The following is a 20,211-nucleotide window of genomic DNA, read 5'->3' as shown; positions in this document are numbered from 1 at the left end:
GAAAAAGGCGTCGTGGTTAGGCGCTTTTTTTGTGGCCAAATTTCAAGAGTTGCTGATAAATAATCTCTCTCACTATTTCTCGCAGTTCTTTGATTTCTTTTTTATCGCCCACATCTTTCCCTTTTGTTTTTATAAAATGATGGATTTTTGCTCTCATCAAACCTGGGCTTCCGCTCAAAAAAGTATATGAAAATCTTTTTTTGTTATCTGCGAATGTCATAGGAACAATCGGAATCTGGTGTTCTAGCGCTAATCTAAACGCACCGTCTTTGAATTCATCCAAGAGCACCGATTCGTCATCAGGAACACCGCCTTCTGGAAAAATGCAGATGCTCAATCCTTGCTCCAATCTTTTTTGGGCACGGTTAAATACTTCCATTCGGCTTTTAGAACTACTTCTATCTACCAAGATACAGGTCCTTTTATAAAAAAATCCAAATAGCGGAATCTTGGCCAGTTCTTTCTTTCCCACAAAAACAAAGGGGTTTCGTACGAGTGCAAGCATCAGCATGATATCCGTCATCGATGTATGATTCGATACAAGCATATAACTTTTGCCTTCTTCCAGTTCTTGCTCACGCTCTACTTTATAATAAAAGCCCATTCCGAAAAGAATGATTTTAGCCCAAATCCTAGCCAAGACAAAGAAATAAGGATACCATTTTTCTTTTAAGATAGAAACTAGCAAAAAAGGAAGCATAATGATAATGGGAAGTCCCATCAAAAAATAGAACCAAATTCTCCAAAGGACCCAAAAAAATATTTTAAAAAGACGCATGCAGAATGTTTATCATAAGATTGCTTTAGAGGACAGAAGTTGATTCTTAAATTTTGTTTTCCAAATGTAAGAATTCAAACCTTACATTTTGCTAAAACATTTACCTTTGCAGAAATTAAGTTATCATGTCAAAAATACTCACAGGAATTCAAAGCACGGGAACGCCTCATCTAGGAAATTTGCTAGGAGCGATTATTCCGGCTATTGAATTATCAAACAAGCCAGAAAACGAAACTTTTCTTTTTATTGCCGACCTGCATTCTGTTACGCAGATCAAAAATGGAGAAACATTACGCCAAAATACGTACAGTACAGCTGCAACGTGGCTTGCCTGTGGAGTCGATATAAACAAAGTAATCTTTTACCGCCAATCGGATGTTCCTCAAACAGCAGAGCTGTCTTGGTATTTGAGCTGTTTTTTCCCGTTTCAGAGACTGACTTTAGCGCATTCGTTTAAAGACAAAGCCGATAGATTAGATGATGTAAACGCAGGTTTGTTTACCTACCCGATGCTTATGGCCGCAGATATTCTTTTGTATGATGCAGAATTCGTTCCTGTCGGGAAAGACCAATTGCAGCATATCGAAATAACGCGTGATGTGGCTTCCCGTTTTAACCATCAGATGGGAGAAACTTTTGTCTTGCCAGAATCGTATCTCCAAGAAGACACAAAATATGTTCCTGGAACCAATGGCGGCAAAATGAGCAAATCGGCTAACAATATCATCAATATATTTTTGGATGATAAGGCCCTTCGCAAACAAGTAATGTCTATCGAAACCGACAGCACGCCTTTGGAAGAACCAAAAAATCCAGATACCTGCAAGATTTTTGCTATTTATAAGTTGCTTGCTAATGAAAGCCAGTTAGCAGAAATGACCGAAAAATATAAAAATATAAATCGTGATTTCGGTTGGGGCCACGCCAAGCAGGCTTTGTTCGAATTGATTCTTGAAAGATTCAAAGTCGAAAGAGAAAAATACAATTACTACATGAATAATCTGGAAGAAGTTGACAAAGCACTATTTCAAGGCGCTGAAAAAGCAAAGGCCGTAGCCAATGTAGTTTTGGAAAGAGTACGAAAAAAATTAGGATATTAGTTAAGAGCCCCGCAATAGCGGGGTTTTTATTTTTAAACAGCTTCAAATAATTTTCCTGGCAAAGGACGAATAACTCCCTTTAATTCCATATTTAATAACAGAGACGATATTTTATAAATTGGGAAATTGCACTCCAAAGCAATGATGTCCATCAATTCTTTACCTCTTGCCTGCAGATAATTATAGATTATTTGCTCTTCATAATCCAATTCCACAAATAATTTCTTTTGGACAGTATTTGTCTTTTCAGGGTCTAAATCCCAGTTTAATATATAAATCAGGTCTGCGGCGGAGGTAAGCAAATGGGCTTTTTGGGTCTTGATCAAGTTATTACAGCCTTGGCTGTATTTGTCTGTCGCTCTTCCGGAAAAAGCAAAAACATCCCGATTATAATCATTCGCCATATTTGCAGTTATCAAAGAACCTCCTTTTTCTGCCGACTCAATAACGATGGTCGCTTCAGACATGCCGGCTACAATTCGATTACGGCGCACAAAATTTTCTTTGTCAGGATTAGAAGTACTCCAAAAATCAGTCATGAAACCGCCATTTTCTTGCATCTTGGCTACATATTTTTTATGGACTTTAGGATAAATCTGGTTTAATCCATGAGCAACAATTCCTATAGTCTGCAGATTATGTTCCATTGCTGCTTGATGTGCAACAATATCAACTCCATAGGCAAAACCGCTTACGATCACAGGATCTAACGGAGCTAAATCTGAAATTAGTTTCCTACAAGATTCAATTCCATAAGAAGTAATTTGGCGTGTTCCGACTATGCTGATTACCTTTCTATTTTTTAGATTGAAATTCCCCGAAGCGAACAACAAGACTGGACTATCAATGCAATGTTTTAGCTTTTCGGGATAATCTTCATCTTGAAAGTAAAGGACTTCGATTGTATTGGCTTTAAGAAATCGCAGTTCGTCTTCTGCTTTTTTAAAAATAGATTTATCTTTAAGATTTTTGATCAGTACGCTTCCAATACCGTCAATACGTTCTAATTTTGACGCCTTCGATTGGAAGACTTCTTTGGCGTTTCCAAAGTGAGTGAGCAGTTTTTTGGCAACAACATCGCCAACCAATTCTACTTTTTGTAGGGCTAATAGATAAAATAATTCTTCTTCGTGCATGGCAAATAATTGAATTTCAAAGAAAAGACTTTTTGTTGAGATTGTTAATAAAATTTGTTGATAAAATTTTGACCTGACTAATGAATAAGTAACTTTGTTTCTATGAAGATTGAATTTTACATCTCCCAACTTTTGTATCGATACCAATGTGTCGCTGTTCCTGGTTTTGGTGCTTTTCTTACCGAAATCCAATCGGCGAGGCTTAATGAAAGCGCTATGGCATTTTATCCGCCAAGGAAATTGGTTTCTTTTAATTTTCATTTGAAAAACAATGACGGATTGCTTGCGAATCACATCTCGCAATATGAAAAAATCTCTTACGAAGAGGCTATAAAAAACATCGAAGCAGCAGTTACTGGTTGGAAATTTGCCTTGCAGCAAGGCCAAGCTATCCTCTTAAAAAACATTGGACAACTGTCGTTAAATTCAGAACAAAATCTTGTTTTCGAGCCTTCAGATAATTTGAACTACTTGACAGATTCTTTTGGATTAAGCACGTTTGTTTCTCCAAAAATCCAAAGAGAAATTTATAAGGAAGAAGTAGAAGCTCTAGAAGAAAAAGCTCCTATACTTTTCACTCCTGAAATAAGAAGTAATACTTCCTATCTTAAATATGCTGCTATTTTTGTCCTTGGACTTGGAGCAGCTGGATTTTTTGGAAACAACTATTACCAAGAAAAGATTAATTCTGAAAACCTGATCGTGCAGCAAGCCGTTCAGAAAAAAGTACAAGATAAAATACAAGAAGCTACTTTCTTTATCGAAAGTCCGCTACCAGCTGTAAAACTTACTATCAAAGAAGAAAAACTGGCTTACCATATTGTTGCAGGTGCTTTTAGAAATGAAGAAAATGCACAAAAAATATTCGAAAAGCTAAGCGCAAAAGGCTACAAAGCACGAAGAATTGCGCAGAATAAACATGGTCTTCATCCTGTGCTTTACGGAAGTTTTTCAAACTATGCAGAAGCTCAAAAAGCAATGTCAAAAATCCAAAAAACAGAGAATCCTGAAGCTTGGCTTCTGATTCAAGAATTATAAAAAATCAATCCCGGCTCGTTCGGGATTTTTTTTGCTTTGAAAGGAAAATTTTATTGCTCCAGAAGCTATATGATTTACCAGCATATCTGTTACCTTTGCAAAAAAAACGATGCAAGCGAAAACTCCTTCTGAATCTATAGCGGTTTTAACCGATTTGGTTTTGCCAGGCGAAACAAATCCTTTGAATAATCTTTTTGGTGGCGAATTGCTGGCTCGAATGGACAGAGCGGCAAGCATCGCGGCTCGAAGACATTCCAGACGTATTACTGTTACGGCTTCGGTCAACCATGTGGCTTTTAATCGTGCGATTCCTTTAGGGAGTGTCGTGACTATTGAAGCGAAAGTTTCCAGAACGTTCAAAACGTCGATGGAAATTTATATTGATGTATGGATTGAAGATCGCGAATCAGGCATAAAAAATAAGGCCAATGAGGCTATCTATACTTTTGTTGCTGTTGATGAGACTGGACGTCCGGTAGAAGTTCCTGCCATCCTTCCTGAAACGGAATTGGAAAAGCAACGCTTTGATGCGGCTTTGAGAAGAAAGCAGCTCAGCCTTGTCTTAGCAGGAAAAATGAAGCCGAATGAGGCGACTGAATTAAAAGCTTTATTTACGGAATAAATAAAAAAGGGAACCAAATTGGTTCCCTTTTTCTATTACATATTAGCCAGCCAGGTCTGCGGATTCAATGTCGTTGAATTTTGCATGATGACAAATTTCAAGGCTGTCTTTCCTGCGGCATTAGTTGTTATCTTTCCGATGTTTTGTAAGGCTGTAACCTTATTCCCTTTAGCAACGCTTACTGAACTCAGGTTTTGATATACTGTATAGAAATCTCCATGTTGGACAAAAACCACCATGTTATTCGGCGATATCAGCTGTACTCTTGTAACTTCTCCCGCAAATACGGATCGTACAGAAGATCCAGAATCCGTGCTGATTTCAACACCGCTGCTGTGGACCGTGATTGATTTTTGCAGTGGATGAGGCTGATCACCGTATCGTAATGAAACAAATCCTTTTGCAACCGGCCATGGCAATCTTCCTTTATTAGCTTTAAAATTATCTGAAATTATTTTTCCTTCTGGAGTCAAGACAATTTTAGTAGAGTTTTCAATCGCTTTTGTTTCAGCAACTGTAGCTTTTGGATTGGCCTTTTTATTCGCTGCCGCTGTTTTTCTGTTGGCTTCTGCGATAGCTTCTCGAATTAGTTTATCGATCTTACGATCAATCTCTTTGGTTTCTTGTTGTTTTTTCTTGATTTCAGCAGTATATTTTTTGACGTCTTTTTTAATAGACTTCATTATTTTTTCTTGCTCCTGCTTTTCTTTTTCTAATTCCTGCTTTTCTTTTTCGTTTTCAACAATCAGTTTCTGCTTTTCCTTTTTTTGGACTCCTAACTTTTCATTATAAGCTGTCAGCTCATTAGACTTTACCTTAATTTCTTCTCCTTGGTTTTTTCTATAATTGGAATATTGCTTCATGTATTGCGCCCTTTTATACGCTTGAAGGAAATTCTCCGAAGACAGCAAAAACATCGCTCTGCTCTGCTCTGAACGGCTCTTGTACGACTTTACGATCATTGCCACATAATCTTTCTTGAGCTCTTCCAGTTCTTTTTTAAGGGAATTTATTTTTAGCTGATTTGTATAAATGTCATCGCTCAAAAGCTTCGCTTGTTTTTCAGTCGTAGCGATTAATTTTTCTTGTAGCTTAATTTTTACCGTTTGCTGGCTAATCTGGGTTACGACAGATTTTTCTTTTTTCTTCTCCGATTTCAAGGCATTTTCTGCCGCCCTGATTTCTTTTTGGAGCTGTGCTTTACGTTCTTCCAATTTTCGCTGCGTATCATTCTGGCTCCAAACGAGGGAAGCTGTCAGCAGAAGAAGGAAGGTAAGTATGGTTTTTGGCATAATTGGATATGTTTGTGCAAATCTAATCAATATATATTCTTTCGTACCCATCAGGAACGCTGTATGGGAAAGTTAAGTTTTCATTGAACGAAACTGAATTATAATCGATGTTGATATTTGTTTTCTTTCCACCTTGCATGGCATCGATTATAAGCTGTGCTGGCAAAACGGTTTCCGGATATTCTTTATGGCTCGGATAGCTAATCTGCAATCTTCTATCTTCTTTTGCCTGGACAACTTCTTGCTTTTTTATCAGATAATTTGCGGCTTCAAAATAAAACGATTTTGCCGTATTTTTATTTGAGTTATCTTCTAGTTTATAAAGATTTTCATCAATCGTCGTTGTATATTTTCCTTTGGTTAAGTCATCCATCGCTTCGCCAATTAGCATGTTCTGTACTTTTTGGAAATCAAGTTCGGTGCCAAGCCATTTGCTCAGGGTAGAATAATCGCCTTCGAAAAATTTGTTGCCTATCTTTTCATAATATTTCACCTCCTTAGGCGTAATTAGTGCCTTAGCCATTGTAATCCCTAAAAATCTAATACTTACCAGAATCTGCTCGTCTTTCTTGATTCGAATTTCGGCAGAAACACTTTGAGACATCTTGTCGTCTTTATATTTAGCGCTGGACTTGATATAGACTGTAGAAAAGTTTCTCTTGAGCTTATAATGGTTTTCTATGACTTTTGCAGAAGCGACTACTTCGCTGGCGTTGCCTTCTGCTATGACTGCTTTTTTGGAATTACAGGAAAAAAAGAAAATGCCTAATGCTATAATTATATATTTTTTCATTATTTTTTTTGTTTTAATAATTGGTCGGCTTTTAAGAAATACTGTTCTTTTTTCTTGGCATCTCCCAATCCATTGTAGGCTTCTCCTAGTTGGATATTAAAATTAATTTCCAAGTTCTTATTATCCACTAAATAATCCATCCCCATTTCTAAAAACTCTTTTGCTTTTTTATAATTTTTCAGTTGGTTGTTCGCCAATCCTGAATAATAATAAAAGTCCGGTTGTAATGGAAAAAAGTCAATCAGGTTTGAAGCTTTTTTGGCCAGCACATCAAATTGCGAGCTTTCTGCATAGGCCTGAAGTAAAAAGATATTTGATTCTATTTCTTGCGGATTGTTTTTCGAATAGATTTCAAGATAATGGATTGCGCGTTCCCAGTTTTTCCTTGCATAAAAAATCTTGCCGATTTCTTTGGTCAGTGCTACTTGATTTTCGTTGTCAAAATAGCCAATTGCCTTATCCAAATCGGTATTGAATTGCGGATTATTTTTTACGAAAACTAGAAATTCTTTGAGGATTTTAAATTTTACTGTAGAATCTATTTTCTTGCTTTCGAGTACCTTATTCATGGCAAGAACTGCTTTTTCTCCATCATTATTATTAAGATGAAATTTGAACAGCCCTACTTGCGCAAATTCAGAATCAGGGATTTCTTTTTCTAGCTTTTTTGCCACTTCATAGGCTTTTTCTTCTTGATTGCTTTCTGAATAGAGATAAATCAAAGCAATATATTTTGACTCATCTTTCGGATTTTTCTTAATAGCTTCCAAAAGCTGGTCTTTTTCTCCAACCCTGTATTTCGAATCTTTTAGAATTTCTTGCTTGTACGCATTTCTTTGAGGCGTTTCTCCAAGAGTTTCGTCAAGGTCTTTTATCAGTGCTAAAGCTTTGTCATATTGGTCTGTGTACATATAAAGCGACGTCAAGTCTTCTTTATATTTTACATCGAATTCGATTAATTTGTTTACGACTAGTATGGCTTGCGAATAATCTTTTGTTTGATAGCAAACATCGTACATTCCGACATAAAACCATTTGTTTTTTGGATCTAAAACCGAAGCTTGCACAAAGAAATCATAGGCTTTTTTATAATCCTTAAGATTGAGATAATTCTTTCCTAATTCGTAATAGATTGTGGCATTCTGCGGTTGGGTTTTAAGGCATTTTTCTAAGGCTGTAATTGCCTTGTCATAATTTTCAATACCTTTTTGCTTGAGCGATTCATAAAAATTATCTTGAAAAGCATCTTCTGCTAGGGCAATATCATCGGGTTCGGCTTGAGCCAAAACTTGCGCCGGAAAGCTGAGCATTCCAAAGAAAAAAAGAAACGATAAAAGATAATTCTTAATTTTCATAATGGTTTTTTATCAAATTTTATTCCAAAACTGAATAATCGCCGATGCTTATGCTTGTAAAGTTTCCATCAAAGCTCGCATGGTTTCCAATCATTGCATTATCTAATTTGGCATTTTTTATATGCGAATGGTTTTGGATCAAGCTGTTTTTTATAGTACTATCTACAACATGGCTGCCTTTTCCTAAAGATACATTTGGACCTACAGTCGCATTGATCAAGATAACATCTTTGCCGATATAACATGGCGGGATAATCGTTGAATTTTCCAACTTCACATCATAATCCACCAAATGCTCGCCATCGTTGTGCAAAAATCCTAGCATTCTAGAATTAGTCTCGACCGTAACATTTTTATTACCGCAGTCCATCCATTCGTCTACCTTTCCAGGAACAAACTTTAATCCTTTTTCTTTCATGTTTTCGAGACCATCTGTCAACTGGTATTCTCCTCCTTTTACAACATTATTATCTAATAAATATTGCAATTCGCTTCTTAAAGTTTCGCCTGACTTGAAATAATAAATTCCGATAATTGCCAAATCGGAAACAAATTCTTTTGGTTTTTCTACAAAATCAACAATTTGGTTTTTATCATTTAATTGAACAACGCCAAAAGCGCTAGGATCTTCAACTTGCTTTACCCAGATAACGCTGTCAGCTTCGGTATCCAAAGTAAAATCGGCACGGAAAAGTGTATCAGCATAAGCCACCACAATTGGTCCTGACATTGATTCTTTGGCGCTCATGATTGCATGTGCGGTTCCTAAAGGTTGTTCTTGGTAATAAATTACGCCTCTGGCTCCGAGTTTTTCTGCAATCTCAATCAACTCAACTTCTACCTGCTTGCCGAAATCCTTGTGAATGATAAAGGCTATTTCTTCTATTTCTTGATTGATTACGCCAGCGATATCCTCAACCAGCCTATGAACGATTGGCTTGCCTGCTATTGGAATCAAAGGTTTTGGAACGGTTAATGTGTGTGGTCTTAAACGGGAGCCGCGTCCGGCCATTGGGACTATTATTTTCATGTATTTTTCGTGTTTTATTTTACTCCTGTACTGCCAAATCCGCCTTCTCCTCTAGAAGTTTCAGATAATTCTTCCACTTCCAGCCAGACGGCTCTTTCATGTTTTGCAATAATTAATTGTGCGATTCTTTCGCCATTTTCAACAACAAAAGCTTCGTTTGATAAATTTACTAAAATCACTCCAATTTCACCTCTATAATCGGCATCAACTGTTCCGGGAGAATTTAGGACTGTTATTCCTTTTTTAGCCGCAAGACCGCTGCGTGGACGAACTTGTGCTTCGTAACCGATAGGCAATTCAATAAAAAGTCCGGTTTTTACGATAGCTCTTCCTAACGGCGCTAATGTAATCGATTCTGAAAGGTTTGCTCTCAAGTCCATTCCTGCCGAAGCTAACGTTTCATAATTCGGCAGTGAATGTTGGGATTTGTTTATTATTTTAATGGTCATCTGTATAAAGGTAAAAGGTTTTGGATAAATTTAATGCTTACGCTTTTCTTTTTATAATCCTGAGTATGGTTTCTTTTTCATTGAAATAGATAAAGTACATGAATAGGATTAGCATTGGTATTCCTACCCAGTAATTTTCTCTGAATCCATAAAAATAGATAAATGAAAAGAGAATTGAAATACCGAGATAGGCTCCTATTTTTTTCTTGTCATACGGAATCGGGTAGTATTTGTTTCCTAACGTATAGGAAATAAGCATCATGCTTCCGTAGGCCGCGATTGTGGCAATTGCAGAGCCATAGTAGCCGATAGAAGGAATCAATAAGTAGTTTAAGGCTAATGTTATGATGGCTCCAACAATTGAAATATAAGCGCCAATGTGCGTCTGGTTCGTAAGCTTGTACCAAACGGAAAGATTGGTATAAATCCCTAGAAAAAAGTTGGCCAATATAATCAGCGGCACGACACCCATAGCATCCCAGAAAGAGGAATCGCGGATCATGACTAGCTTTAGGACATCTGCAAAAACAATAACGCCCAAAGTCATCAAGGAACCGAATATTACAAAGTATTTTGTAATCGTCGCATAGGTCTCCGAGGCGTTTTCATTAGAAGCATGGCTGAAAAAGAAAGGCTCAATTCCTAAAGTATACGCCGTCCTAAACAAAACCATAAAAAGCCCGAGCTTATAACAAGCGGAATAAATTCCGACCTGTTCTTCTGCTGTAGCGGGTGGAAGTAAATATTTTAGTAATATCTTATCAAACTGATCGTTGATGGCAAAGGCAATTCCGGCAATCATGATAGGAAAGCCATAACGCATCATCTTTTTCCAAAGCTGAAAATCAAAGTGCCATTTTACGTGGAGATAGTTTGGTAAGAGAACCAACAATGTAAGCAGACTGGCAACGATGTTGGAGACAAATATGTATCCAACCTGAAAATCTTCAAAATATAAAGAACTGATAAAACTGTCTGGATTTTCCTTGGCTATTTCAGGAAGATAAATCAAGAAAAAGAGATTGAGTCCCAAGTTTACAGCTACATTTCCAATCTTGATTGTGGCATAAAACATCGGCTTTTGTCTTGCTCTTAACTTTGAAAACGGTATAATCACTAATGCATCGAGTGCCAATATCCAGATAACATACGTGATATATTGCACATCGATATCTAAGAATTCTGACACTGAAGTTCTGAACAGGAGCGCCACGGCTAAAAAGAGCAGCGTCGTCCAAAAAATAGAAACTGTCGAGGTTTCGACAACCGTTTTTTTGTCATCTTCTGTATTGTAAAACCTAAAGAAAGAAGTCTCCATTCCGTAGGCTAAAATGACATTGAAAAAAATCAGGTAAGCAAAAATAATATTGACCTGCCCATATTCGGCTTTTGGCAACAACTCGGTATACAGCGGCACTAAGAAAAAGCTGAACATTCTTGGAACAACCGTTGCAAGTCCATAAATCGCTGTCTGCTTGAAAAGATTTTTATATAAGCTCAAAATAGGTTTGTCAAATTTATTTAACAAAAATAGCTAATTCTTTGGTTTTTGATACATCAGAAATTCAATAATAAAAAAAGCCAGCAAAAAGCCGGCTTTTCTTTTAGAAAAAATATTCTTTATGATTTCAAAGCTTCTGCTCCACCAACAATCTCTAGGATTTCATTGGTAATTGCTGCCTGACGTGCTTTGTTGTAAGTCAATTTCAATTGGTTTCTCAATTCTGTCGCGTTATCAGTTGCTTTGTGCATTGCCGTCATACGAGCTCCGTGCTCTGAAGCGAAAGAGTCTCTGATAGCTTTGTACAATTGCGTTTTTAATGAACGAGGAATCAACTCTTCAATGATTTGTTCTTTTGAAGGTTCAAAAAGGTAATCTACTTGATTTTTGCTTTCTGATTTCACTGGAACGATTGGCAAAAATTGCTCAGTAATGATAATTTGCGTAGCAGCATTCTTGAACTGATTGTAAACTAATTCAATCTTGTCATAGCTTCCGTCTGCATACAGCTTCATTAATTGTTCTGCAATTTCGGCAACATTGTGGAAAGTCAAATCGTCAAATACACCGTTATTATTAATAATTACGTTATTTGTCTTTTTGATAATGTCATTACCTTTTTTACCGATGGTAATAAAATCAACCTTTTTTCCTGCATAATTTTGCACAAGATTCTTAGTTTCTTTCACTACGTTAGAGTTGAAAGCACCGCTCAAACCTCTGTTAGAAGTAATTGCAACGATAAGAATTTTGTTTACAGGTCTTTGGTCAGAATATTTACCGCCACTTTCTCCGTCAAGAGAAGCACTGACGTTTTGCAACAATTCAGTTAGTTTTTCGGCATAAGGACGCATGGCCGTGATGGCATCTTGCGCTTTCTTAAGCTTTGCAGCAGAAACCATTTTCATCGCCGATGTAATCTGCATCGTTGATGAAACGGAAGTAATTCTATTACGGATTTCCTTTAAGTTTGCCATTTTATTTTAGTCTAAAGTCATAAGTCATAAAGACAAAAGTGTATTAAAAGTACTGAACCTTTAGACTTTTGTCTTTAAGACGTTTGACTAATTTAGTTATATTTCGCTGAAACTTCTTTAGCTACGTTCTCGATAACATCAGTGATTTTGTCATCTAGTTTACCAGCTTTCAAAGCATCAAGAGTATCTCTATGTTTGTTGTTCAAGAACTCCAAGAAATCTTTCTCAAATTCTTTTACTTTGTTTACAGGAACGTTTCTCAATAAGTTTTTAGAACCTGCGTAGATAATCGCAACTTGATCTTCAACAGTATACGGATCGTTCAAACCTTGTTTCAAGATTTCCACGTTTCTTCTACCTTTTTCAATTACGTTTAAGGTAACAGCATCCAAGTCAGAACCAAATTTAGCGAACGCTTCCAATTCACGGAATTGTGCTTGATCTAGTTTCAAAGTACCTGCTACTTTTTTCATTGATTTGATCTGAGCATTACCTCCAACACGAGATACAGAGATACCTACGTTGATCGCAGGACGAACTCCAGAGTTGAACAAGTCAGACTCCAAGAAAATTTGTCCGTCAGTAATCGAGATTACGTTTGTTGGGATATATGCAGAAACGTCACCCGCTTGAGTTTCGATGATTGGCAATGCAGTCAACGATCCACCACCTTTTACGATTGGTTTCAACGAATCTGGCAAGTCGTTCATGTTCTTAGCAATGTCATCATTAGCGATCACTTTACAAGCTCTTTCTAACAATCTTGAGTGAAGGTAGAAAACGTCTCCAGGGTAAGCCTCACGACCTGGTGGTCTTCTCAAAAGAAGAGAAACCTCACGGTAAGCTACCGCTTGTTTAGATAAATCATCATAAACAATTAATGCTGGACGTCCAGAGTCTCTGAAGTATTCTCCAATTGCAGCACCTGCGAAAGGAGCATACACTTGCATCGGAGCTGGATCAGAAGCGTTAGCTGCAACAATGACCGTATACGCCATTGCACCTTTTTCTTCTAATGTTTTAGCAATTCCTGCTACAGTTGAAGCTTTTTGCCCAATTGCAACATATATACAGAATACAGGCTGACCTGCATCATAAAATTCTTTTTGGTTTAGGATAGTATCCAAACAAACTGTTGATTTACCAGTTTGACGGTCACCAATCACAAGCTCTCTTTGTCCACGACCAACTGGGATCATCGCATCAACAGCTTTTACACCTGTCTGTAATGGTTCAGTTACTGGCTGACGGAAGATAACTCCTGGAGCTTTTCTTTCCAATGGCATCTCATATAGTGTTCCACCGATAGGACCTTTACCATCGATTGGTTGTCCTAGCGTGTTTACTACACGGCCTACCATTTCTTCACCAACTTTAAGCGAAGCAATACGCTGTGTTCTTTTTGCTGTAGAACCTTCTTTGATTCCTGTTGATGGTCCTAAAAGAACGACACCCACATTATCTTCTTCCAAGTTCAAAACGATACCTTCCATACCGTTATCAAATTCTACTAGCTCACCGTATTGAACATTTGAAAGCCCGTAAACACGAGCAATACCATCTCCAACTTGAAGTACTGTTCCAACTTCTTCCAGCGTAGCACCAGATTCAAAACCTGATAATTGCTTTTTTAATATTGCTGAAATTTCAGCAGGTTTAATTTCCGCCATTTTGTTTTATAATTTATACACTTTATCGTGTGGTAAAACTAATTACTAAACTCTCTTTTTAAAACTTGTAATCTGTTGGCAATTGAAGCATTGTATTGCTTGTCGCCTATTCTTAAGATAAATCCTCCGATGATGGAAGGATCTACGATATTTTCGATGGTAATCTTCTTATCTGAAAATTCTTTGATTTTCTCTGAAACTTTAGCCTCTAAGCTAGAATCCATTGGAATTGCCGTAGTTACTTTTGCTACTTCAAGGCCATTCATTTCATCAAACTGAATTTTGTACTGTGACGCAATAGCAGCAAGAATTTCAAATCTTTTGTTTTCGAAAAGCAAGTGGAAAAGACCTTTAGTCACTCCATTTACTCCTGCAAAAACTTCTGTCAGGGCTGCTTCTTTTACACCAACTCCGATAGTAGGGTTTTGAATGAACGTATTCAATTCTTCATTACCAGCTACTGTTGATGCAATCGAAGTCATATCATTATAGACCTCTTGCGCTGCTCCATTGGTTAGCGCTAAATCTAAAATTGCTTTTGCGTATCGAATCGCTGCTCTAGTTCCTGACATATTAGTTTAATTTTACGTCACCTAACATTTTCTCAACCAATTTGGTTTGAGCTTCTTTGTTAGACAATTCGTCTTTCAATAATTTTTCAGCAATTTCAAGAGACAACGATGAAACTTGAGATTTCAATTCAGCCATAGCTGCATTTTTCTCAGCTTCGATAGCAGTTTTTGCCTGCTCGATCATTCTTTCTCCTTGAATTTGTGCTTCATGTTTAGAATCTGCAATCATTTTCTCTTTCATTTCGCGAGCTTCTTTTAATAAAGCATCACGCTCCATGCGAGCTTCTTGCAAGATGCGCTCGTTGTCTGCAGTAAGATTTTGCATTTCTTTGCGCGCTGCTTCAGCAGATGCCAATGCATTGTTGATTGATTCCTCACGTCCTTTTACAGCTCCTAAAATAGGCTTCCAAGCAAATTTTCTTAAAAGAATAAAGAAAACTATGAAGATAATTGTTGTCCAAAAAACTAAACTCTCTGGTGCAGTAAAATTCATAAACTTATATATTTAATTTGTTTGTCTTTTTTAAAAAACTTCCTGTAACCAACCGTTTCAGGAAGTTTTATTTACTTTAAATTACTTTGCAATTAATGCAACAACTACTGCGAAAAGAGCAACACCTTCAATAAGTGCAGCTGCGATAATCATAGCAGTTTGAATTTTTGAAGTAGCTTCTGGCTGACGAGCAATAGCATCCATTGCAGATCCACCAATTTTTCCAATACCAATTCCTGCACCAATTGCAGCTAATCCAGCACCGATTCCAGCTAATACCATAATAATAAATTTATATAGTTAATAATTAATAAAACTCAATTAATGATGATCGTGCTCTTCTACAGCTTGACCGATAAACAACGCTGTCAACAATGTAAACACATAGGCTTGCAATGCTGCAACTAACATTTCCAAGACACTCATGAACAATACGAAAGCACCAGATACTGGAGAAATCGCTACTGTCTTAAAGATGAATATCAAAGAAACTAAACTTAAAATGATAATGTGGCCTGCAGTAATATTCGCAAATAAACGAATCATCAATGCGAAAGGCTTGGTGATCATACCGATAATTTCAATCGGAACCATTATCGGATATAATGCTTTTGGAACTGGAGGAAGCAAGATGTGTTTCCAGTAGTATTTGTTTCCGCTTAGAGTTGTTACTATAAAAGTAATCAACGCCATTACGAAAGTAAAGAATATATTTCCTGTCAAGTTAGAGCTGAATGGGAAGAACGGAATCAAACCGATAAGGTTGTTAATCCAGATGAAGAAGAATATCGTCAAAAGGTATGGCATGTATTTCGCATATTTCTTATGACCGATATTTGGAATCGCAATGTCGTCTCTAACGAAAGTAACTAACGGCTCCAAGAAACCAGCTAATCCTTTAGGCGCCAATTTGTTTTTCTTGTACGAACGTGCAACAGCAGAGAACAACAAGAAAAGTACGATTGCCGACATCAGCATTGAAAAGACATTTTTAGTGATTGAGAAATCCAAAGGTCTTGCTTCAAAGTTGAAAGCTCCTTTTTCATCTTGCGTCAATGTCTCAAATTTATCTGCGTAAAAAATTACTTCATTGTAACGAACAAAATTTTGACCGTTTACAGAAACTACGTGGTGACCTGTATTGTCGTGGTGGAATTCTTTTGAAGAAAAAATCGTCAATCCGTTATCCGTCCATAAGATTACCGGAAGGCTGAACGATATCGGATGGCCATTCCAATCTGCAATGTGGAAATCATGAGAATCTCCAATGTGCGAATTAATCAATTCGCTTGCATTAAACTCTTCCTCTTCGTGGGCATTTAATTCTTTGTGGCTTCCGTGTACAGGATTTGCCGCTTCAGTTTTAACATAAATACTGTCAACCGTTGTATTACCGAAGCTCGCCAAGGGAACACACGCTAAAAAAGCAGCTAAAATGAATTGGAGTGGTTTATTTGAAATTACCATTATTAAATTGTGTATCTAATTTTACGTTTCAAAAATTTTTGCAAAGGTACATATTTAATTCATACTTGAAAATATATCAATATAATTTTTAGTAAATTGGCATTTGAATAATAATTCTTTAATATTCACGACAATTAGCGATTGTTTATTAAACGAATTGCAAAAATTGTTTCGAAAAAAAGGAATAAAAAATAAGGAATAAAAAAGGCCGCGACATCAATTATAGGGTCATTTACGTCAGACTGAATCAGCGGAACCAGAAAAACTACAGACGCCATCATCTTGAGAACGCTTCCTGCCAGGAAGGCAAAACCCGTCTTGTCAAAGAAATTTTTATTTACAAAAAGGAGGAAAAGATAAATCAGAAGCGTTGCGATGATATGAAACGCATAAATACTCCATGTCTGATAGAAAAAAACGGTGCCTACAAATAGCTTTTCTGTGATAAAAAATTGCGCAACAAAAAGGATTACTGAAAAAGGGATAAAGTATTTTAGAAAAGCGAATAACTTGTGCATTATTTTTTGTTTAGATTTTTTACCTGCCGGATTACATTATAAAGTGCTATAAAAACCGAAAACAGAGACAATACAATCGTCCAAATAGAAGAACCGTTTGAATATTTTTCGTCAAGCCACATTCCCAAATAGGTAAATGCGAAAATGATGATTCCCATCTGAAAAGGGATATTCATCAATGCAGCCCATTTGCTAAGCGATTTTTTCTTCTGGTCGTTGTTTTCCATCATTTGGGTTTAGGTTTTTCACATTGGCTTTCATTGTGCAGGACGCACTGAATTCTGCTCCAGGTTCAACCGACAGTTTCCCAACAATGACTTCGCCGTAGATTTTTGCTTTGGATTTTACATTGAGGATTTCCATCACTTCTATCTTGCCGTCGAATTTCCCTTCTATGTCGGCATTTCTGCAGATGATATCTCCGATGACTTTTCCGGCTGGACCTATTACAATTTTGCCTTTGGACTGAAAGTTGCCGATGAGCTCTCCGTCAAGCCTAAAATCAGCTTGAGAGATAATATCGCCTTTTATGATCGTTCCTTCAACAATCCTGTTGGTTTTCCCTAAAAGGTCTGTGTAGGATTTGGGATTCTTATCAAACATTTTATGGCTTTTTGATTGTTAAGTAATCAACAAGATTTTTCTTGATCTGAACGACTTTATAGTTTTCGTTTGAAATAATTATGGCGCTGTCAGCAATCTTGTAATCTTTATAATCTTTTAATATTGAAGCAATGTCTTTGGCGTTTTCTTCAGTCTTGATTCCGTGAATCGCTACAAAACTTTCGTTCACAGTATACACATCAAAAGAGGTGGAAAGCTTGTCGATTGTCCTTTCCGAAACAAATTTCTTGATCTTATCTTGAAGGATTTTTGTGTTTTTATCGTCTGGATTTGACCCAACTTTGTACAGTATTTTCCAGCTAACCGGAATTTCTTTGTCAAAAGCAATCGTTTCCAATTGTGGAATATTGGTTGCCAAAAGACTCTCAGCTTCTTTCCCTTCTTTGCTGTTTGGATAGTTCAGAGCTACATAATTTAAGGCGCCTTTGTATTCTTCCAGACCTTTCAGTTTACCAATCGTATTAGCCTTAAGTAATTCAATTTTTGGTATAATATCTTCGCCAGCATACAGCTCGATCAACGCATCGCTTTCTGTTATGACGGCTTGGTATCGCCCCGATTCATATATCTTAAACAGTTTATTATAAGCTGCGTCGGGCGTATCGTTGGCTTTGATCAAATCTGCCGGTGAGCTTTTTAATATGGTAGCATAGCGCGATTCTGGATATTGCGAAATGATCCTTTGTTTCATCGCTTCGGCCTTCTCTCTGTTTGTCACCTCATATATCTTATACAGATTGTACATCGATGGCAAGATCAGTCTTTCTTCTGGATTGTTCTCCAATAGTTTTTCAAGCCTTCCTGTGGCCAGTTCGTATCTCTTGAATTTATCTTTGTATATAAGTCCTAATTGATAATAGGCAAAGTTTCTTTCTTTTGCTAAGCTATCGATTGCTTTTTGTTCCGTAGGAAGCTGTTTCAAATAATAATCTACAGTATAACGTACATCAATTTTTTCTTCTTTGGTATCGGTTTCCTCACTTGAAGCAACCTCTTCGCTACCGGTATCATCATTGCCAAAACCAATTTTGCTTTTCCCTTGAGAAAGTCTCCAATTGTCTTTCAGCGTCCTGTTGCCCCAATTTTTTCTAAACTCATTTTTTCCGTAAGCTACCGTGGTCGGATTGTAGAAATAGAAGTTCGATGCGGTAGAACCACCAACAGCCGGAGGAGCCATGCTCATTTCTTCAGCTAGTGCCGCCTGCTTGCTTTTGTTTGACATGGCTTTTGAAGCGCTTTTAAGGACTTCTTCATCAGTTGCGTCAGAATTTTGTACACCTGCCGGTTGGGATTGGCTAACTAATAATGCTTTTTTTGCCTTTTCTTCATCTTCTTTTTTCAAGCGTGCAATGACTTCATCAAAGAAGCTTTTTTTACCATCATCTGATAAAGCAACAATGTGCAATATGCTGTCATTTGTTTTAGCAATTGCTTCGTATTTGATTACATCAACAAGATTTTCTCTTTTCTTTTTGATTGCCTTATATTCACGGGTTCTTTGGTCCATACGCACAAGCGTACTATCATAATATTGTCCGGCTACAGAATATTTCGCATCATTGAAATTGATTTCTGCCAAGTTTCTATAGTTTGACGCAATCTGGTAGTTGTCTTGAGAATTTGCTCTTAAGGACTTATTGTAGTATTTTTTCGCTTCTTCATCTTTTTCAAGAGCGTCATAAAACAATCCCATCTGGTGATTGATGACATCAAGGTAAGGCCTGTTTTCTCTATCTTCTAAAAGGTCTTTGTATTTTTCGACAAAGGCTAAAGTATCGCCTGATTTATAGTCAAAATATTGTGCTTGTTTTGCATGAGCCTGAATAACATAACGACGTGGCGATTTTCTTTTCATGTCAATTACTGACTGATAGGCTGCAATAGCGCTGTCTTTTTTATGCTGTGAATCGTAAAGCTGTCCTAGAATAAAATAATATCTTGCTCTTTCTTCGCTTTCTTTAGTATATTCTACTGCCAGCTTTAATTTTGAAATGGCACTGTCTTTTTCTTCAATATTAAGGAACGCTTGTGCTAGAGTTGCATTTGCATCTGCAAAAATCTGGTCTTTAAATTTTATTTCTTCCAAAAGCTTACGAAGATTTTTTACCGCCAAGGCATCATTCTCCATTCGCATATTAGTCTTTTCTCTCCAGATTTTTGCTTCGTAAATCTTATCGCTATTTGGATATTTGTATAGGATGTAGTTGAAGGCCTCCAACGCTGGCACAAATCTTTGGTCATAATAACGTGCTTTTCCAAGCAAAAGATGCGCTTCGTCCATTTGAGGGTTTTTTTCGCCTCCTTCAATATACATCGAATGTTTTTGAATCGCCTTGATGGCTTTTGTTTCCGCACGCTCAAAATTCGGGTTCTTTTTGTCGCCCGGAAGCATGGTTTCTTGATTTACCTGCATCCTCTCTACTGGAAGAATTTCCCAGAAATTATCTTTATACTGTGTTTTCAGCTCGGTAATTCCTGCCTGCAGCGCAATTTCGCCATTATACAAAATATTGTATTCTGTGCTCAGAGCATGCATGTTTCTGTTAATGAAGGTGTCTTTTTTTGTAGAACAAGCTATCAAAAAAGCAAAAAATCCAAGCAGAAGGGCGTATTTAAGTATGTTGGTTTTCAATGTCAAACGTTTTTATTCTTTAACTTTTAAAAGTCAGTTTTAGTATAATGACTGGTAAAAATACGTTTCTTTTTGATATGGGGAAAAAAATAGGCGATTTTTTGCGCTTCGTAATGTTTTCTTATCCTTGACAAGGCTGTTTAGTGCAAAAAAAAGCCTCGGTA

General features: G+C 37.0%; 21 protein-coding genes. 3 read left to right on the top strand and 18 right to left on the bottom strand.

Translation table 11 applies throughout. The features are described 5' to 3' along the window. Positions 1-16: 16 nt before the first annotated feature. A complete protein-coding gene (locus OLM56_RS04000; protein WP_264528402.1) occupies positions 17-778 on the bottom strand; it encodes a lysophospholipid acyltransferase family protein in 762 nt (253 codons plus the stop codon). Between the two features lie 125 nt (positions 779-903). Between OLM56_RS04000 and trpS the strand changes: the two genes are divergently transcribed. Next, entirely contained in the window at positions 904-1,878 is a 975-nt protein-coding gene (gene trpS, locus OLM56_RS03995; protein ID WP_264528401.1) for a tryptophan--tRNA ligase, read from the top strand. 32 nt (positions 1,879-1,910) lie between these two features. Here the strand turns inward: trpS and dprA are convergent, their stop codons facing one another. Continuing rightward, positions 1,911-3,014 (bottom strand): DNA-processing protein DprA, encoded by a 1,104-nt coding sequence (dprA, locus tag OLM56_RS03990; RefSeq protein WP_264528400.1) that lies wholly within the window; start codon positions 3,012-3,014, stop codon positions 1,911-1,913. 102 nt (positions 3,015-3,116) lie between these two features. Between dprA and OLM56_RS03985 the strand changes: the two genes are divergently transcribed. Next, positions 3,117-4,052 carry an SPOR domain-containing protein gene (locus OLM56_RS03985; protein ID WP_264528399.1) on the top strand — a complete coding sequence of 312 codons (936 nt, stop codon included), beginning with the start codon at positions 3,117-3,119 and terminating at the stop codon, positions 4,050-4,052. A gap of 109 nt (positions 4,053-4,161) precedes the next feature. Then, entirely contained in the window at positions 4,162-4,674 is a 513-nt protein-coding gene (locus OLM56_RS03980) for an acyl-CoA thioesterase (RefSeq protein ID WP_121375761.1), read from the top strand. A 35-nt stretch (positions 4,675-4,709) separates the two neighbouring features. On the opposite strand, the gene OLM56_RS03975 is transcribed toward OLM56_RS03980, so the two are convergent. The 16 genes from OLM56_RS03975 to OLM56_RS03900 all read right to left on the bottom strand — a co-directional run bounded on the left by OLM56_RS03975 (position 4,710) and on the right by OLM56_RS03900 (position 20,047). Beyond that, complete coding sequence (locus tag OLM56_RS03975; RefSeq protein ID WP_264528398.1) at positions 4,710-5,966, bottom strand: murein hydrolase activator EnvC family protein; 1,257 nt, start codon at positions 5,964-5,966, stop codon at positions 4,710-4,712. Positions 5,967-5,988: 22 nt separating this feature from the next. Then, a complete protein-coding gene (locus OLM56_RS03970; protein WP_121375759.1) occupies positions 5,989-6,759 on the bottom strand; it encodes a DUF4292 domain-containing protein in 771 nt (256 codons plus the stop codon). Further along, positions 6,759-8,114: a tetratricopeptide repeat protein gene (locus OLM56_RS03965; protein WP_264528397.1), complete on the bottom strand. Its 1,356-nt coding sequence runs from the start codon at positions 8,112-8,114 to the stop codon at positions 6,759-6,761. Before OLM56_RS03965 ends, OLM56_RS03970 begins: the two co-directional genes overlap by 1 nt. Positions 8,115-8,133: 19 nt before the next feature. Further along, positions 8,134-9,144 (bottom strand): sugar phosphate nucleotidyltransferase, encoded by a 1,011-nt coding sequence (locus tag OLM56_RS03960; RefSeq protein ID WP_264528396.1) that lies wholly within the window; start codon positions 9,142-9,144, stop codon positions 8,134-8,136. 14 nt (positions 9,145-9,158) lie between these two features. Further along, positions 9,159-9,593: a dUTP diphosphatase gene (gene dut / locus OLM56_RS03955; protein ID WP_264528395.1), complete on the bottom strand. Its 435-nt coding sequence runs from the start codon at positions 9,591-9,593 to the stop codon at positions 9,159-9,161. Positions 9,594-9,630: 37 nt separating this feature from the next. Continuing rightward, positions 9,631-11,094 (bottom strand): lipopolysaccharide biosynthesis protein, encoded by a 1,464-nt coding sequence (locus tag OLM56_RS03950; RefSeq protein WP_264528394.1) that lies wholly within the window; start codon positions 11,092-11,094, stop codon positions 9,631-9,633. 119 nt (positions 11,095-11,213) lie between these two features. Further along, positions 11,214-12,071 carry an ATP synthase F1 subunit gamma gene (atpG, locus tag OLM56_RS03945; protein WP_121375753.1) on the bottom strand — a complete coding sequence of 286 codons (858 nt, stop codon included), beginning with the start codon at positions 12,069-12,071 and terminating at the stop codon, positions 11,214-11,216. A 92-nt stretch (positions 12,072-12,163) separates the two neighbouring features. After that, positions 12,164-13,741, bottom strand: coding sequence for a F0F1 ATP synthase subunit alpha (atpA, locus tag OLM56_RS03940; RefSeq protein WP_121375752.1), 1,578 nt, complete (start codon positions 13,739-13,741; stop codon positions 12,164-12,166). Positions 13,742-13,779: 38 nt separating this feature from the next. Continuing rightward, positions 13,780-14,313, bottom strand: coding sequence for an ATP synthase F1 subunit delta (gene atpH, locus OLM56_RS03935; protein ID WP_264528393.1), 534 nt, complete (start codon positions 14,311-14,313; stop codon positions 13,780-13,782). Between the two features lies 1 nt (position 14,314). Continuing rightward, the gene (locus OLM56_RS03930; RefSeq protein WP_121375750.1) at positions 14,315-14,806 is read right to left on the bottom strand and encodes a F0F1 ATP synthase subunit B; all 492 of its coding nucleotides are present in this window, start codon (positions 14,804-14,806) and stop codon (positions 14,315-14,317) included. 81 nt (positions 14,807-14,887) lie between these two features. Next, positions 14,888-15,088: an ATP synthase F0 subunit C gene (gene atpE, locus OLM56_RS03925; protein WP_044401428.1), complete on the bottom strand. Its 201-nt coding sequence runs from the start codon at positions 15,086-15,088 to the stop codon at positions 14,888-14,890. Between the two features lie 39 nt (positions 15,089-15,127). Next, the gene (atpB, locus tag OLM56_RS03920; RefSeq protein ID WP_121375749.1) at positions 15,128-16,273 is read right to left on the bottom strand and encodes a F0F1 ATP synthase subunit A; all 1,146 of its coding nucleotides are present in this window, start codon (positions 16,271-16,273) and stop codon (positions 15,128-15,130) included. Between the two features lie 134 nt (positions 16,274-16,407). Next, on the bottom strand, positions 16,408-16,791 hold the full coding sequence (locus OLM56_RS03915) for a hypothetical protein (RefSeq protein WP_245982481.1): 384 nt from the start codon (positions 16,789-16,791) through the stop codon (positions 16,408-16,410). Further along, entirely contained in the window at positions 16,791-17,021 is a 231-nt protein-coding gene (locus tag OLM56_RS03910) for an AtpZ/AtpI family protein (RefSeq protein ID WP_317125110.1), read from the bottom strand. Before OLM56_RS03910 ends, OLM56_RS03915 begins: the two co-directional genes overlap by 1 nt. Continuing rightward, positions 16,984-17,394 carry a bactofilin family protein gene (locus OLM56_RS03905; RefSeq protein ID WP_264528392.1) on the bottom strand — a complete coding sequence of 137 codons (411 nt, stop codon included), beginning with the start codon at positions 17,392-17,394 and terminating at the stop codon, positions 16,984-16,986. Before OLM56_RS03905 ends, OLM56_RS03910 begins: the two co-directional genes overlap by 38 nt. Position 17,395: 1 nt before the next feature. After that, entirely contained in the window at positions 17,396-20,047 is a 2,652-nt protein-coding gene (locus OLM56_RS03900) for a tetratricopeptide repeat protein (protein ID WP_264528391.1), read from the bottom strand. Positions 20,048-20,211 lie beyond the last annotated feature (164 nt).

It is taken from the genome of Flavobacterium sp. N2550 (assembly GCF_025947265.1).
Classification (GTDB): domain Bacteria; phylum Bacteroidota; class Bacteroidia; order Flavobacteriales; family Flavobacteriaceae; genus Flavobacterium; species Flavobacterium endophyticum.
This window is presented reverse-complemented; position numbering and strand designations above follow the sequence as displayed.